The 15568-nt window shown below is 36.0% G+C and carries 13 protein-coding genes and 1 tRNA gene; 13 read left to right on the top strand and 1 reads right to left on the bottom strand.

Going from position 1 to position 15568, the window contains the following annotated elements; translation table 11 throughout:
• The first annotated feature begins 189 nt into the window (after nucleotides 1-189).
• The 13 genes from RMO83_RS05910 (at nucleotide 190) to aroA (ending at nucleotide 15237) form a co-directional block, all read left to right on the top strand.
• The gene (locus tag RMO83_RS05910) at nucleotides 190-1110 is read left to right on the top strand and encodes a M20/M25/M40 family metallo-hydrolase (RefSeq protein ID WP_310558749.1); all 921 of its coding nucleotides are present in this window, start codon (nucleotides 190-192) and stop codon (nucleotides 1108-1110) included.
• Between the two features lie 374 nt (nucleotides 1111-1484).
• Complete coding sequence (locus tag RMO83_RS05905) at nucleotides 1485-2369, top strand: prephenate dehydratase (RefSeq protein ID WP_310558748.1); 885 nt, start codon at nucleotides 1485-1487, stop codon at nucleotides 2367-2369.
• Nucleotides 2370-2514: 145 nt separating this feature from the next.
• Nucleotides 2515-3660 carry an aminotransferase class I/II-fold pyridoxal phosphate-dependent enzyme gene (locus tag RMO83_RS05900; RefSeq protein WP_310558750.1) on the top strand — a complete coding sequence of 382 codons (1146 nt, stop codon included), beginning with the start codon at nucleotides 2515-2517 and terminating at the stop codon, nucleotides 3658-3660.
• Between the two features lie 42 nt (nucleotides 3661-3702).
• Nucleotides 3703-4554 carry a prephenate dehydrogenase gene (locus tag RMO83_RS05895; RefSeq protein WP_310558747.1) on the top strand — a complete coding sequence of 284 codons (852 nt, stop codon included), beginning with the start codon at nucleotides 3703-3705 and terminating at the stop codon, nucleotides 4552-4554.
• Nucleotides 4555-4657: 103 nt separating this feature from the next.
• On the top strand, nucleotides 4658-5737 hold the full coding sequence (locus RMO83_RS05890; protein WP_310558746.1) for a bifunctional 3-deoxy-7-phosphoheptulonate synthase/chorismate mutase type II: 1080 nt from the start codon (nucleotides 4658-4660) through the stop codon (nucleotides 5735-5737).
• 166 nt (nucleotides 5738-5903) lie between these two features.
• On the top strand, nucleotides 5904-6881 hold the full coding sequence (rsgA, locus tag RMO83_RS05885; RefSeq protein ID WP_310558745.1) for a ribosome small subunit-dependent GTPase A: 978 nt from the start codon (nucleotides 5904-5906) through the stop codon (nucleotides 6879-6881).
• Nucleotides 6882-6989: 108 nt separating this feature from the next.
• Entirely contained in the window at nucleotides 6990-7472 is a 483-nt protein-coding gene (dtd, locus tag RMO83_RS05880; RefSeq protein ID WP_310558744.1) for a D-aminoacyl-tRNA deacylase, read from the top strand.
• 53 nt (nucleotides 7473-7525) lie between these two features.
• Nucleotides 7526-9433 (top strand): DUF3857 domain-containing protein, encoded by a 1908-nt coding sequence (locus RMO83_RS05875; RefSeq protein ID WP_310558743.1) that lies wholly within the window; start codon nucleotides 7526-7528, stop codon nucleotides 9431-9433.
• Nucleotide 9434: 1 nt separating this feature from the next.
• Nucleotides 9435-11444, top strand: coding sequence for a transglutaminase domain-containing protein (locus RMO83_RS05870; RefSeq protein WP_310558742.1), 2010 nt, complete (start codon nucleotides 9435-9437; stop codon nucleotides 11442-11444).
• 5 nt (nucleotides 11445-11449) lie between these two features.
• Entirely contained in the window at nucleotides 11450-12925 is a 1476-nt protein-coding gene (locus RMO83_RS05865) for a DUF3857 domain-containing protein (RefSeq protein WP_310558741.1), read from the top strand.
• A 72-nt stretch (nucleotides 12926-12997) separates the two neighbouring features.
• Entirely contained in the window at nucleotides 12998-13459 is a 462-nt protein-coding gene (locus tag RMO83_RS05860; RefSeq protein ID WP_310558740.1) for a hypothetical protein, read from the top strand.
• Between the two features lie 49 nt (nucleotides 13460-13508).
• Nucleotides 13509-13835, top strand: a complete 327-nt coding sequence (locus tag RMO83_RS05855; protein WP_310558739.1) for a nucleotide pyrophosphohydrolase — start codon at nucleotides 13509-13511, stop codon at nucleotides 13833-13835.
• Between the two features lie 100 nt (nucleotides 13836-13935).
• Nucleotides 13936-15237, top strand: coding sequence for a 3-phosphoshikimate 1-carboxyvinyltransferase (gene aroA, locus RMO83_RS05850; protein ID WP_310558738.1), 1302 nt, complete (start codon nucleotides 13936-13938; stop codon nucleotides 15235-15237).
• Nucleotides 15238-15244: 7 nt separating this feature from the next.
• Here aroA and RMO83_RS05845 read toward each other — a convergent pair.
• Nucleotides 15245-15318: transfer RNA gene (locus tag RMO83_RS05845), tRNA-Pro, on the bottom strand.
• Between the last annotated feature and the right edge of the window lie 250 nt (nucleotides 15319-15568).

The following is a 15568-nucleotide window of genomic DNA, read 5'->3' as shown; positions in this document are numbered from 1 at the left end:
ATAAAGCTGAAATAGAACAATTATCTTTTTTTTGACACCTTGTTTTTAAAAATGACAGAGTATAAAAAATAAACAACTGAATAACAATAAGATAAAAAATAGAAATAGCCGTTTTTATTTTTTATCGGACATTAATGATTTTGAATTTATATATTTACCAATATTCTAAAACTCAAAATTAAATAATAAATGGAAAAAGGAAGTGTATTATTTTTTCTCTTTCTTGGACTTGTAATACAAGCTCAAGAAAAACCGATAATTCAACAACAAGAAATTGTTAGGATCGAAACCGAATTGGCTTCGGATAAAATGCAAGGAAGAGCTATTTTTACAATGGGCATTGATTCGGCTTCGGCATTTATTGAAAATGAATTTAAAAAAATTAATCTTAGCTATTTTAAGGATTTAAAGAATTACCGACAAGAATTTGTTGTCAAACGAAAACCTGCAAATAATATAATTGGCATTTTGCTGGGAAAATCTAGACCTGAAGAATTTGTCATTTTTTCAGCGCATTACGATCATTTGGGAGTTGTTAAAAGCGGAGAAGACAAAGTCTACAATGGTGCCAATGATGATGCTTCAGGAACTACAGCAATAATAGCTTTAGCAAAGTATTTCAAAGAATTGAATCAAAACGAAAGAACAATTATTTTTGTAGCTTTTACTGGTGAAGAAGTGGGCGGTTTTGGCTCAAAGTTTTTCTCTGAAAACATTGATTCAAATAAAGTTGTTGCCATGTTTAATATTGAAATGATTGGCACAGAAAGTAAATGGGGCAAAAATTCGGCTTACATAACGGGTTTCGAAAAATCGGATTTTGGGGAAACTTTGCAAAAAAACTTGAAGGGCTCTAATTTTAATTTCAATCCTGACCCTTATCCAAGTGAGCAACTTTTTTATCGTTCTGACAATGCTAGATTAGCCGCTTTAGGAGTTCCCGCTCACACAATTTCTACTTCAAAAATGGATTCAGAACCGAACTATCACCAATTGAGTGATGAGGTTTCAACATTGGATTTAGATAATATGACCGAAATTGTGAAGTCTATCGCCATAAGTTCGCAGACCATTATAAATGGACAAGATACCCCTACAAGGATTAAATAACTAATTATCATATATGATTATTGAATTAGAGTGGTTTTTTTATGCCGAAAGCACTTAAATTTATTTGCTTAAAAATTCGATTTTAAACTCGATTTTTAAATAATATTCAATGAAAAACGAATTTTGTAGATAATTCTCTTTTTTGTTCAATAAATACAATTATTATTTTGGGTTACCAAAAAATAATTTATACATTCGCAAAGAATTTTTAACAAAAAGCAGAAACATAATGTCAACTAACCGTTTTTATTTTAGCAATACTTACTATTTCTTCTTTAGGAAGTAGGGATTGTCTATGGTTATTTGAAAGATTAAGAAACAAATAAAACTAATATGCAATCCTGATGAAAATCAGGATTTTTTTTTGAATATTTATGAGCACAACAAATAAGCAAACTACTTCCATAGCTTCTCCCTCTCCTTTGGAGAGGGTCGGGGAGAGGATTGCAATCCAAGGCATAATAGGCTCCTTTCACCATCAGGTGGCGCAAGAATATTTTGGTGCTGCTGTAGAAGTTGATGAATGTATGTCGTTTGATAAATTGATTGATAGTTTGCTATCTGGAAAATCAGATCAAGCAGTTATGGCAATTGAAAATTCCATCGCTGGTCCCATTATTCCGAATTATGCCTTGATTGACAAAAACAATTTACACATTATCGGTGAACATTATTTAGATATTCATCAAAATCTAATGGCGCTGAAAGGGCAGCATATTAAAGATATTTTAGAAGTTCATTCCCATCCAATGGCACTGTTGCAATGTATGGAATTCTTGAAAAAATATCCGAAAATTAAATTAGTTGAAGATAAAGATACTGCCGAAACTGCTCGTAGAATTCAAAAAAAACAACTTTCAGGAATTGCCGCAATAGCGAGTAAAACAGCAGCTGAAATGTACGATTTAGATATTTTAGCCCCGGAAATACAAACTATTAATAACAATATGACACGTTTTGTTATTATTAAAAAGGAGAATTCATTTGTTGAGGAAAGCGAAATAAATAGAGCTTCGATAAAATTTGAGTTGGATCATAAACGTGGAAGTTTGGCTGCAGTTTTGAATGTAATGAGCGATTGCAAATTGAATTTAACCAAAATTCAATCCTTGCCAAAAATTGAAACACCTTGGAAATATTCGTTTTTTGTGGACGTTACTTTCGATAAATACGAAGATTACGCCAAAGCAAAATCATTAATGGAAATTATGGCCGAATATTTCAAAGTATTAGGAGAATATAAAAATACAAAACCGTAGCTCCCTAACCCCCGAAGGGGGAATTATGGCGCAAGAAATTATATAATTTTTGAATTAAAAAAACAACAAATTGAAAGATTTACAAAAAAATATCATTTCAGAAAACGCGGCAGTCTCAGCCCCCTCCCCTTTGGGGAGGGCTGGGGTGGGGCTCGCAAAGCGTTTAGATATAGTTGAAGAATATTATTTCTCCTCAAAATTGAGGGAAGTAAGACAATTGGCTTCCGAAGGGAAACCCATCATCAATATGGGAATTGGAAGCCCGGATTTGAGACCGTCACAAGCGGTTATTGATGCCGTTACTTTGGCAATGCAGGAAGAAAATGCGCATCAATATCAAAGTTACCAAGGATTACCAGAATTGAGAACTGGAATGGCTGATTTTTATCAGAATAATTATGGAGTTGCCTTAAATCCGAATACCGAAATTTTGCCTTTGATGGGTTCCAAAGAAGGAATTATGCATATTTCGTTGGCTTTTTTGAACGAAGGAGACCACGTTTTGATTCCGAATCCAGGTTATCCGACTTACTCTTCAGTGACGAATTTGGTTGGAGCAGTTCCAGTTTATTACGATTTAGCAGCAGCTAATAATTGGGAACCTGATTTTGAAGCTTTGGAGAATTTAGATTTATCGAAAGTGAAATTGATGTGGTTGGGTTATCCTCATATGCCAACAGGTGCGAGAGGAAGTTTAGCATTGTTCGAAAAGTTAGTGGCTTTCGCCAAAAAACACAACATATTGTTGATAAATGATAATCCATACAGTTTTGTTTTGAATGATAGTCCAATGAGTTTGTTGCAAGTTGAAGGGGCGAAGGAAGTAGCATTGGAACTAAATTCTCTATCAAAAACATTCAATATGGCAGGTTGGCGAGTGGGAATGGTTTTAGGAAATGCAGCTTGTATCGATGCTGTTTTGAAAGTGAAAAGCAATATGGACAGCGGAATGTTCTTCGGAATCCAAAAAGGAGCGATTGCCGCTTTGAAAAGCGATCAATCTTGGTTCGATTCGATGAACGCTGTTTACAAAAAAAGAAGAATTTTAACGGAACAATTAGCTGAAAAGCTAGGTTGTGAAGTATACAAAGAAGGTGTTGGATTATTTGTTTGGGCAAAATTGCCAGCAGGAATAACTTCATCGGAAGATTTTATTGATAAAATATTATACGAAAAATCAATATTCATAACGCCGGGAACTATTTTCGGCAGCAATGGTGAAGGATATATCCGATTCGCACTTTGTGTAAAAGAAGAAAAAGTACAAGAAGCAATAGATAGATTTGCGTAGAGACGCGATTTATCGCGTCTAAATAATTTGCAATTAAAGAAAATGAAAGTACACGTAATAGGAATAGGATTAATAGGAGGTTCGATGGTTTTGGACATCAAATCAATACATCCAGACGCGACTATTTATGGAATTGACACTAACGAAAGCCATTTGGCGGAAGCCATTGCTTTGGGAGTTGTTGACAAGGCTGCCACATTTGATGATTTGTCGGAAGCCGATTTTGTGATAGTTTCGGTTCCTGTGGATGTTGCCTTGACGCTGTTACCTAAAGTTTTGGATGCTATCGGAGAAAATACAATAGTTTTTGAAGTCGGTTCGACCAAAACGCCTATTTGCGAAGCAGTAACAAATCATCCAAGAAGAAGAAATTTTATTGCCACACATCCTATTGCGGGAACTGAATTTTCTGGACCTTCGGCTGCGATAAAAAACTTATTTCAAGGGAAAACGAATATTATTTGCGAGGTAGAGAAAACAACTTTCAAATTACAGGAAAAAGCCTTGGAATTGTTTAAAAGGATGGGAATGAGAATCCGATATATGGATCCAAAATCGCACGACAAGCACATTGCTTACGTATCGCATTTGTCGCATATTAGTTCGTTTATGCTCGGAAAAACGGTGATTGATAAAGAGAAAGTCGAGCAGGATATTTTTGATATGGCAGGTTCTGGATTCGAAAGTACGGTGCGTTTGGCCAAAAGTTCACCAGCCATGTGGACACCGATTTTCAAACAAAATAAAAAGCAAGTGGTAAAAACATTGGAAGAGTACATTGCCAATTTAACTCATTTCAAAGAGTTATTGGAGCAAGATGATTACGATGCGATTTTCAACGAAATGCAAAGCGTGAATAAAATTAAAGAAATATTAAACGGAATGAAGAAGTAGGCAGTGGTCAGTCCCGAAGCTTCGGGATAGTATTCAGTCGCAGCTTACAGTTAGAAAAAAGAACAACACCTAATAAAACAATAAAAAAATAAAATTAGAAAAGATGGAAAACAAGAAAGAAATGAGAAATTGGTTGAATGAATTCAATTTGACTCATCCATTCGTAATTGCAGGACCTTGTAGTGCTGAAACAGAAGAACAAGTTTTGAAAATTGCTCACGCGCTAAAAGATTCAGATGTAAGCGTGTTTAGAGCGGGAATCTGGAAACCAAGAACACGTCCGGGAGGATTTGAAGGTGTGGGTGAAATTGGATTGAAATGGTTGAAAAAAGCAAAAGCTGAAACCGGTTTGCTAATGGGAACTGAGGTTGCTACTGCTGCTCATTGCAAGTTGGCTTTAGAAGCTGATATCGATGTTTTATGGGTTGGTGCTCGTACGACTGCAAATCCGTTTGCTGTTCAAGAAATTGCCGATACATTGAAGGGAACCGATAAAATTGTATTGATAAAAAATCCAGTAAATCCAGATATGGCTTTGTGGTTGGGTGGTGTAGAGCGTTTGTACATGGCCGGAATAAAAAAATTAGGAGTAATTCATAGAGGTTTTTCTACGTATGAAAAAACAAAATATAGAAACATTCCTGAATGGCAAATTGCTATCGAATTGCAAAATAAATTTCCTGATTTACCATTAATTATCGATCCTTCGCACATTACAGGAAACCGTGATATGATTCTTGAAGTGACTCAAGAAGCTTTGGATTTGAATTATGATGGGATGATTATTGAAACTCATAATGATCCTGAGAATGCTTGGAGTGATGCTGCTCAACAAGTAACTCCAGATGCTTTGAAACAAATTTTCAAGGATTTGAAAATTAGAAAAGTAAGCGGAGATAGTGATTTTGAAAATAAAATGACCAAACTAAGGGCTAATATTGATGTTTTAGATGCCAATTTATTAGAGCTTTTAGGAAAACGTATGAAAGTAGCGGATGAAATTGGTCAAGTGAAAAAAGAAAATAATGTGGCCGTTCTTCAAAACAACCGTTGGAATGAAATTCAAGCAAAAATGATTGCCGAAGGTGCTAAAAAAGGACTGACCGAAGAGTTTATTGTGAGGTTATTCAAGGATATTCACCAAGAAAGTATTGAACACCAAGAGAAAATATTAAATTCATAATTCGGTATTTTAAATAAAATAAGTCCCCATGATTTTTTAAAATTGTGGGGATTTTTTACATGTAAGCAATTCAAAAAAAGCAGACATTAAACTTGAATCGAAAAACATTCATTTATCTTTGCAGACATTCGAATCTAAAATCTAAAATCAGCAATCTAAAATTTCAATGACAGGAACCGTTTATAAATCTACAGGAAGTTGGTACACCGTAAAATCCGATCAAGGCGATTTTATCGAGTGTCGTATGAAAGGAAAGTTCCGGATCAAAGGAATTAAAAGTACGAATCCAATCGCCGTGGGTGATAGTGTAGATTATGAACTCGAAGAAACCTCAGATACGGTTACAGGAACCATTCACAAAATCCACGAAAGAAAGAATTATATCGTCAGAAAATCAGTAAATTTGTCGCATCAAATGCACATTATTGCATCGAATATTGATCGGGTCTTTCTTTTAATCACTATCAATAATCCGCCAACAACGCCTAATTTTATCGATCGTTTTCTGGTAACTGCCGAAGCTTACGGAATAGAAACGGTTTTGGTTTTTAATAAAATTGACACTTTCGATAAGGCAACATTGGACGAACAATTGTATTTGCAGCATATTTATTCCACCATTGGATACAAATGCCTTCGCGCTTCTGCCAAAGAACGTACAGGTATTGACGAATTGAAAGCGATGATGATAGGCAAAGTGAGTATGTTTAGTGGGCATTCTGGTGTCGGAAAATCAACATTGGTCAATGCTTTGGAACCGACTTTGAATCTAAAAACTAAAACCATTTCCGAAGCCAGCAAGCAGGGACAACACACCACAACTTTTGCCGAAATGTATGATTTGAGTTTCGATGCTCGAATAATTGACACGCCGGGGATCAAAGGGTTTGGGATTGTCGATATGGAAAAGGAAGAAATCAGCGGTTATTTTCCGGAGTTTTTTAAGTTGAAAGTCCAATGTAAATTCAATAATTGTTTGCACAAAGAAGAGCCACATTGTGCCATCAAAGCAGCTTTAGAAAAAGATGAAATCGCTTGGTCGCGCTATAATAGTTACCTGAAAATCCTAGAAGGCGACGACGAAAATTACCGCACCGATTCCTTTGACGAAGACCGAAAAGCAAGTGATGAAACGAGGAAATAAGCCCCCTTACCCCCGAAGGGGGAACAGTAATGATGATTTTAAAAAAGGAAAATGAGAAATACTATTTATAACAATTTTACAAATTCCCCCTTCGGGGGTTAGGGGGCTATGAAAACCGTAATCCAAAGAGTTTCTTCCGCCTCCGTTTCCGTCGATGCTACAATTGTAGCCGATATCCAAAAGGGATTATTGGTTCTTGTAGGCATCGAAGAGGCCGATACTCAAGAAGACATCAATTGGCTTTGCCAAAAAATTGCTAATCTTCGCATTTTTAGCCCCACCCCAACCCTCCCCGAAGGAGAGGGAGGAAAAAGTGAAGTGATGAATTTTTCTGTAAAAGACATTAATGGCGATGTCATTGTTGTTTCTCAATTTACCCTTCAGGCTTCGACCAAAAAAGGCAATCGCCCTTCCTATATCAAAGCAGCAAAACCAGAAATTGCTATTCCACTCTATGAGCTATTTGTGAAGCAGTTAGAGGCAGCATTGGGTAAAAAAGTGCAAACCGGAGTTTTTGGTGCCGATATGAAAGTACTCCTCCTTAATGATGGGCCAGTAACGATAATTATAGATAGTAAAAATAAACAGTAATTTAAGATTATTCTTAAGAATGTTTTCCTAATTTTGAAAAAAACATTACTTGTATGAATTCTCTTTTTTATTCGTTTATTCTTTTTTTAATTTCTTCTACAATTTTTGCTCAAAAACCAGAATATTCTATAACACTTATTCCTGATAGTTTAAAGCTAAATGCCAATGCTGTGGTCCGTTTAGATCAAATAGACATTTTGATCACATCGCAACGAAGTATGACTCTGAAGAACAAACGAGTGGTTACGGTGCTCAATGAAAATGGTCAGGACGCTGTTCATTTACAAGAATTTTATAGGAACGGCACCACTATAAAAAACATACAAACCACTTTTTTGGATGCAGCGGGCAACTTAGTGAAGAAAATAAAAAGAAAAGATTTTGTAGATTATTGCGCCACTGATGGCGGCACCGTTTTTTCGGATAGTAGAGTGCTGTTTTACAATTATACCCCTATTCAGTACCCATTTACGGCTGTTTATGAAAGCGAAGTCGAAACTTCGACCACTGCTTTTATTCCGCAATGGCAACCTTTGCGGGCTGATTTAGTAAGCCTTGAGAAATGTATATTGAATGTAAATTATCCTAATAATTTGGGTTTCAAAAAAAAAGAGTTCAATTTTTCTAGATTCAAAATCGAGAAAACCGTGGATAATGCCAATCAGCTTTCTTATACAGTAAATGCTATCCCTGCTCAAAAATACGAGGAACAAAGTCCAGCCTACATTGTTTATCCCAGAGTAATGATGAGTTTAGAACTTTTTCATTTGGAAGGTGTTGATGGTTATGCAAAAACCTGGAAAGAATACGGACAATGGTATGCGGATAAAATTTTAACAGGAACTGCTGCAATACCAGAGGAAACGAAGTTGAAAATAAAAAACTTGATTGGTGCGGAAACCGATCCTCTTAAGAAAGCAAGAATTGTGTATAAATATTTGCAAGAAAAATCAAGATATGTGAGTATTCAAGTGGGTATTGGCGGCTGGAAACCAATGCCTGCAACTGATGTTGACCGTTTGGGTTATGGCGATTGCAAGGCGCTGAGCAATTATGCAAAATCCCTTCTAAGCGCTGTTGGAGTTCCGTCCTATCTCACCTTATTATACGGCGATGGAAACAAACACAATATCGAAGCAGATATGGTATCTATCCAAGGCAACCATATGATTTTAACTATTCCGGATGGCAATAATTATGTTTTTTTAGAATGTACCAGTCAAGATAATCCTTTTGGATTTCAAGCAAACTTTACTGACGACCGCGACGTAGTTATCATCAAACCCGATGGGGCAGAAATTGTTAGAACAAAAAGCTATGAAAATAAAGATAATACCCAAATAAGTATAGGGGAGTATTCTATTTCCGAAAACGGTGATTTTTCAGGTCAGATTACAATGATTTCTACTGGAACACAATACGGTCAAAAATACCATATTGAAACGGCAGCTCCTACCGATAAGGAAAAGCATTATAAAGAGTATTGGGAGAACATTAGTAATTTGAAAATAGAGAAAGCTACTTTTGTTAATGATAAAGAAAAAATAAGTTTTACTGAAAATATCGCCATTAGCGCCGTTAACTATGGCAGTATTACCAATAATAAAATGATGTTCGTGATAAATGCTTTCAACCCAAATTTTAAAACAGTTAGGCGAATTCGGAATCGCAAGAATCCTTTTGAAGTCCCGAGAGGCTACTATGATGTTGATGAAATTGCGATAGCATTGCCTAAAGGATTTGCAATAGAATCTTTGCCCAGTAAATTTGAATTGACCAGTAAATTCGGAGAATACAAAATAGAAATAATAAAAAAAGATGCTCTAAATCTACTATACAAACGTTCGATTTTACTTAAAAAAGGGTTGTATATAGACACTGAGTATGAGGAATACCGTCTTTTTATGGATCAAATTTCCAGATACGATAATTCGAAAATTATACTTTCTAAAAAACTATAAAATGAAAAACAATTTACCATTAATTATTGTATTGTTACTATTTTATTTCGCAACTGTTACTGCCCAAGATTTCAAACTAGGCAAAGTTTCGGTTGCGGAATTAGAACAAAAATTTCATCCTAAAGACAGCTCGGCTGTCGCGGCAATCTTGTTTAAAAAGGGAGATGTGCAGTTTGATTATTCGCCCGAAACTGGTTTCGAAATTATCACTACCGTAAAAACTAGAATCAAGGTGTATAAAAAAGAAGGGTACCACTTTGCCAATTTCAACGTCCCGTATTATCTATACAAAGGGTCAGATGCCAACGTGAAAATAGAAAATGCAGTGACCTATAATTTAGTAGACGGCAAAATGGAGAAAACCAAACTAGGAATTGATGGCATATTTGTTGAAAAAATAAACCAAAACTTTGCACAAAAGAAAATTACAATGCCCAATATAAAAGAGGGATGTGTAATAGAATATGAATATTCAACCAAATCGAATAATATTGGTTCTTTGATGGAATGGCGTTTTCAATATGAGGTGCCAGTAAATTATTCTGAGTTTGCAACCGCTATTCCAGAATATTTTGATTTTAGAATTAGCCAAAAAGGATTTTTCCCTATTGCAATACTCAACAATAGAGAAGGAAGAAGCATCAACTATACAGATCCTAATCGTGTTCAGACCGGCAATAGTGTTTCCTATCAGAATCAAAATCTAAGTTTTACAGAGGCCAAAGCTACGTATTCCGCCAAAGACCTGCCGGCCATAAAAGAAGAGCCCTTTGTAAATAATATGGAAAATTATATTGCAGGTATTGATCACGAGTTGTCCAGTATTAGCTATCCTCAAACTAAAATAAAATATTATTCGACTAATTGGGAAGCAGTAGTAAAAACCATATACGAATATGATAGTTTTGGAGCAGAACTCAATAAGTCGGGGTATTTTGAGGAAGATGTTAAAGCGCTATTAGTAAACTTAAAGACACCATCCGAGATTATCACTGGACTATTAAACCATGTAAAAAATACCGTAAAATGGAACAATAACGCTGGTTACGGTTGCAACGAAGGCGTAAAAGCAGCCTATAAAAACAAAACAGGCAACTGTGCCGAAATCAACTTGATGCTTACCGCTATGTTGCGTTTTGCAGGACTTACTGCTAACCCCGTTTTGATTAGTACACGCGCCAACGGCATTCCGGTTTTTCCTAGCAGGAACGCCTTCAACTTTGTACTTGCAGCTGTAGAAACGCCAGAGGGTTTGGTATTGCTGGATGCTACCGAAAAATATTCTGAACCTAATATTTTGCCCCTGCGAGATTTAAACTGGCTGGGTCGATTAATTCGCAAAGACGCCACTTCTATTGAGGTTGATTTAACGCCTAAAACTTCCGCCTTAGAGGTCAAGAGTATGATGGTTACACTGAAACCCGACGGTGCCATTGAGGGTCAAGCCCGATTTCAACATTCCAACCATGCAGCGCTTGAATTCAGAAAAAAATTCTTAGCACAAGACCCTACTATTTATCTAGAAAATTTAGAAAACAGAAACGGAGCGATCGAAATAAGTGACTACAGCCGCGACAACGACAAGAATTTATCGGAACCAATAATAGAAAAATTCAAATTCAAACAAAACAAAAATGTAGATTTCATTGCTGGTAAAATGTATATCAAACCCATGTTTTTTTTGAATTCAGGCAATAATCCTTTTAAGCAAGAGGATCGATTGTATCCTGTAGATTTTGGTTTCCCGAAACAAGAACGCTACAACATCAGCATCAGTATTCCAGCGGGTTTTGTCGTGGAGTCGGTTCCTGCTTCACTGAATATTGCTGTAAATAAAATAGGGACATTTAAGTTTTTGATTACCAAAACTGAAACTAATATTCAGGTAGCTATTACTAAGGACGTTACCACCGCTATCGTCTCGCCAGATTATTACGCCGATTTAAAAGGCTTTTTGCAACAAATAATGGACAAACAAAATGAAAAAATAGTCTTAACTAAAATCCAATAAATCTTATGAAAACTAACCTACTACCATTTATTTTATTTTTTAGCTTTTTCTTTTCTAATTCCCAAGAATTTAAATTAGGAAAAGTATCGATTGCTGAACTTCAAGAGAAATCGCATCCCAAAGACAGTTCAGCGGTGGCAGCAATTTTATTCAAAAAAGGAGATGTGCGATTTCAATACGATCAAAATAAGGGTTTTGTAATTGTTACAACGGTCAAAACTCGAATCAAGATTTACAAAAAAGAAGGGTATGAATGGGCAAATCAAGAAGTAAGTTATTATATTGATTCTGATTCAAAGGAGAGTGTAAGTTTTGCGGATGTTATTACCTATAATTTAGTAAACGGGAAAATCGAAAAGACAAAGCTGAAAAGTGATGGAGAATTTGCCATAAATGTGAATAAATATTGGAATCGAAAAAAAATAACGATGCCTAATGTAAAAAAAGGTACTGTTCTAGAATACGAATATGAAATAAGGTCGCCAAGGTACGGTTCCTTAAACGAATGGTTTTTTCAGACTAGTATTCCAGTAAATTACTCTGAATACAACACCTATATTCCGGAATATTTTAATTACAATCAAAATCTAACGGGTGCATTTTCTCCAAAAATAAATGTCGAAAAGAAATCAAATTCGATTGTATTGATGAACAAGGAAAGAGAGCAAAATGGTTACGTTTCGCGCACCACTTTTTCTAGCGATAAAATAGATTTTAGCGAAACCCATTCTTCCTATTTATTAGAAAATCTACCAGCGATGAAAGAGGAAGCATTTGTAAATAATATTGATAATTATACCTCTAGGATTTCTCATGAATTAGCAATGACTAAATATCCAAATTCTCCAACAAAAATGTATTCTACTGATTGGGAATCCGTGGTTAAAACCATTTATGATTATGATGATTTTGGGCCAGAACGCAACAAAACTGGTTATTTTGATGATGATATTACTAAATTGCTTACTGGAATCAATCTTCAAAATGAGCGCATTGCAGCGGTATTCAATTATGTCAAATCGAATGTAAAATGGAATAAATTTACCGGATATTCGTGTGATGATGGAGTAAAAACAGCTTATAAAAATAAAACTGGGAATACTGCCGAAATCAATTTGATGCTCACTGCCATGTTACGTTTTGCGGGATTCAATGCCAATCCAGTTTTAATTAGTACTCGCGATAACGGCATTGCTTTTTTTCCGAGTAGAACCGCGTTTAATGCCGTGCTTGCCGCAGTCGAAACTCCAGAAGGATTGATAGTAATGGATGCAACCGAAGTATATTCGGCGCCCAATGTTTTACCTTTACGAGATTTGAATTGGGTGGGACGATTAATTCGCAAAGATGGCACTTCGACCGCTGTAGATTTAATGCCAAATACACTATCTAGAGAAGCAATAAATATGAATGTTGTGTTGAAAAACGACGGTTCAGCCGACGGAAAACTGAGGAGACAACTCACAGACCATGAAGCCTGATCCTATAGAAAGAAACATTTATCAAAAACGAATGATGTTTACTTAGAAGAGTTAGAAACCCAAAATAACAATATGGAGATTAGCGATTATAAAAGAGAAAACGACCTCGACTTATCGAAACCAATAATTGAAACGTATTCCTTTAAGGATAATAGAAATGTTGAGGTGATCAACGGCAAAATTTATATTTCACCAATGTTGTTTTTAGCATCAAAAGAAAATCCATTCAAACAAGAAGCGAGAGAATACCCAATAGATTTTGGGTATCCATCTCAAAATAAGTGCAACATCAGCATCAGCATTCCCGAGGGATACGCAGTAGAATCTATGCCAGCATCGGTAAATATTGGTACAGGTGACGGAATTGGTTCTTTTAAATTTATGATTGTCAACAACGGTACTATAATACAAGTTGCCAGCACAACTACGGTCAATTCCGCCATAGTTTCGGCCGATTTTTATCCGGTTTTAAAAGGCTTCTTCCAGCAAATGATCGACAAACAAAATGAGAAAATTGTTTTGAAGAAAATATAAGGAATCAATTTTTAGATTAAATATCTTTGGGTTTTAAATAAATATACAAATGAACCTAAAAAACTCCCAACTCGTCGTTGACACTTGGATCAAAGAACACGGCGTTCGCTACTTCAACGAATTGACCAATATGGCGCAACTTACAGAAGAAGTAGGTGAGGTTGCCCGAATAATTGCCCGTCGTTACGGCGAACAATCCGAAAAAGAAAGCGACAAAAACAAAGACCTGGGCGAAGAACTCGCCGATGTAGTTTTCGTAGTTTTATGTCTCGCCAACCAAACCGGAATCGATTTGCAAGAAGCTTTCGACAAAAAAATGGACTTGAAATCAGTTCGTGACAAAGACCGCCACAAAAACAACGAAAAGCTGAAATAATTATGAATTGTGATGGAGTAATAGTAAATTGCGCCCCAAAATTAGTTGGGGTCGAAAGTTAGAACTCATAACATAGAACTCATAACTCATAACTACAAATATGAATTTACTACTGCAATCTGCAATCTGCAACCTGCATTCTGATATTAAAATAACTGGTTCAAAAAGCGAAACCAACAGACTATTGTTATTGCAAGCTTTATTCCCATCTATTACTTTAGAAAACACTTCCAATTCGGATGATAGCGAAGTAATGCAAAAAGCCTTGGTTCTCAACACCCAACACCCAGCACCAAATACCCAGAACCCAGAACCCAGCACCCAGCACCCAACACCCAACACCCAAATTATAGACATTCATCACGCAGGTACTGCAATGCGTTTTCTAACGGCCTATTTTGCTGTCAACGAAGGGCGAGAAGTGGTTTTGACAGGTTCGCAAAGAATGACAGAACGCCCGATAAAAGTATTGGTCGAAGCCTTGCAACAATTAGGGGCACAAATTTCTTACGAATATGAAGAAGGCTATCCGCCCATTCGAATCAAAGGACAAAAAATCACAAAGAATAAAGTGAGTATTCCTGCAAATGTAAGTAGTCAGTACATTTCGGCTTTGTTGTTAGTAGCTCCAAAACTAGAGAACGGCATCGAATTGACTTTGGTAGGCGAAATTACCTCTATTCCTTATATCAAGATGACCTTGGCATTGCTGAATGAAATAGGTGTCGAAACTATTTTTGAAGAAAATGTCATCACAGTAAAACCGATAACCCAAAACCCAAAACCACAAACCTTAACTGTGGAATCCGATTGGAGTTCAGCTTCTTACTTTTTCAGTATAGTAGCTTTGTCGGAAGTAGGGACACAAATCACATTGTCAAGTTACAAACAAAATAGTTTGCAAGGCGATTCCGATTTAGTCGAAATTTATGCCAAAATGGGAGTGGAGACTCATTTTGAAGAAAACAAAATAACATTGGTCAAACAACCCAACTTTAAACTTGAAACATTAAACATAGATCTCAATAACACTCCAGACATCGCTCAAACTATTGTCGTAACCTGCCTTGGACTAGGAATAGGTTGTCATCTAACAGGACTGCATACATTGAAAATTAAAGAAACCGACAGATTAGAAGCTTTAAGAATTGAACTGACAAAATTGGGAGCCATTATTTCCGTGACGAACGATAGTTTGACTCTTGCCGCTACAACCGATGTCATTGCGAGGAACGTGGCAATCTCTACTTATAACGACCATAGAATGGCAATGGCATTCGCCCCATTAGCATTAAAAGTGCCTATTATTATCGAAAATGCTGAAGTAGTTTCAAAATCATACCCAGATTTTTGGGAAGATTTACGACAAATAGGTTTTGATATTGAGAACCAAAAAATTTAGAAAAAAGTCGGGATGACTGGATTCGAACCAGCGACCCCTAGCACCCCATGCTAGTACGCTACCTGGCTGCGCTACATCCCGAATGTTGTGCAAATATAGTATATCAATTATAATTTTTGGATAAAAGTAGAAAGAATCAATTATTGTCGCATTGGAACATTTATACATCAAATCTTACCATATAAGGCATATAAGTTCACATAAGCGATACAATCAAAAAACGTAAATGTTCTTATATGTCTTAAATGGTAAAAAAAATCGACACCATTTTGTTCTTTCTACTTATTTGTATAGTGAAAGTAAACTTCGTGACCTGCCGTCTTTACGGCAA

The organism is Flavobacterium sp., from assembly GCF_031423415.1.
GTDB lineage: Bacteria > Bacteroidota > Bacteroidia > Flavobacteriales > Flavobacteriaceae > Flavobacterium.
This window is presented reverse-complemented; position numbering and strand designations above follow the sequence as displayed.

Bases quoted from the DNA above. Each gene is read 5' to 3' on its own strand.
- dtd (WP_310558744.1), top strand. From the start codon at position 6,990: ATGAAAACCGTAATCCAAAGAGTTTCTTCCGCCTCCGTTTCCGTCGAT.
- RMO83_RS05855 (WP_310558739.1), top strand. From the start codon at position 13,509: ATGAACCTAAAAAACTCCCAACTCGTCGTTGACACTTGGATCAAAGAA.
- RMO83_RS05875 (WP_310558743.1), top strand. From the start codon at position 7,526: ATGAATTCTCTTTTTTATTCGTTTATTCTTTTTTTAATTTCTTCTACA.
- RMO83_RS05905 (WP_310558748.1), top strand. From the start codon at position 1,485: ATGAGCACAACAAATAAGCAAACTACTTCCATAGCTTCTCCCTCTCCT.
- RMO83_RS05895 (WP_310558747.1), top strand. From the start codon at position 3,703: ATGAAAGTACACGTAATAGGAATAGGATTAATAGGAGGTTCGATGGTT.
- RMO83_RS05910 (WP_310558749.1), top strand. From the start codon at position 190: ATGGAAAAAGGAAGTGTATTATTTTTTCTCTTTCTTGGACTTGTAATA.
- RMO83_RS05890 (WP_310558746.1), top strand. From the start codon at position 4,658: ATGGAAAACAAGAAAGAAATGAGAAATTGGTTGAATGAATTCAATTTG.
- rsgA (WP_310558745.1), top strand. From the start codon at position 5,904: ATGACAGGAACCGTTTATAAATCTACAGGAAGTTGGTACACCGTAAAA.
- RMO83_RS05865 (WP_310558741.1), top strand. From the start codon at position 11,450: ATGAAAACTAACCTACTACCATTTATTTTATTTTTTAGCTTTTTCTTT.
- RMO83_RS05860 (WP_310558740.1), top strand. From the start codon at position 12,998: ATGGAGATTAGCGATTATAAAAGAGAAAACGACCTCGACTTATCGAAA.
- RMO83_RS05870 (WP_310558742.1), top strand. From the start codon at position 9,435: ATGAAAAACAATTTACCATTAATTATTGTATTGTTACTATTTTATTTC.
- aroA (WP_310558738.1), top strand. From the start codon at position 13,936: ATGAATTTACTACTGCAATCTGCAATCTGCAACCTGCATTCTGATATT.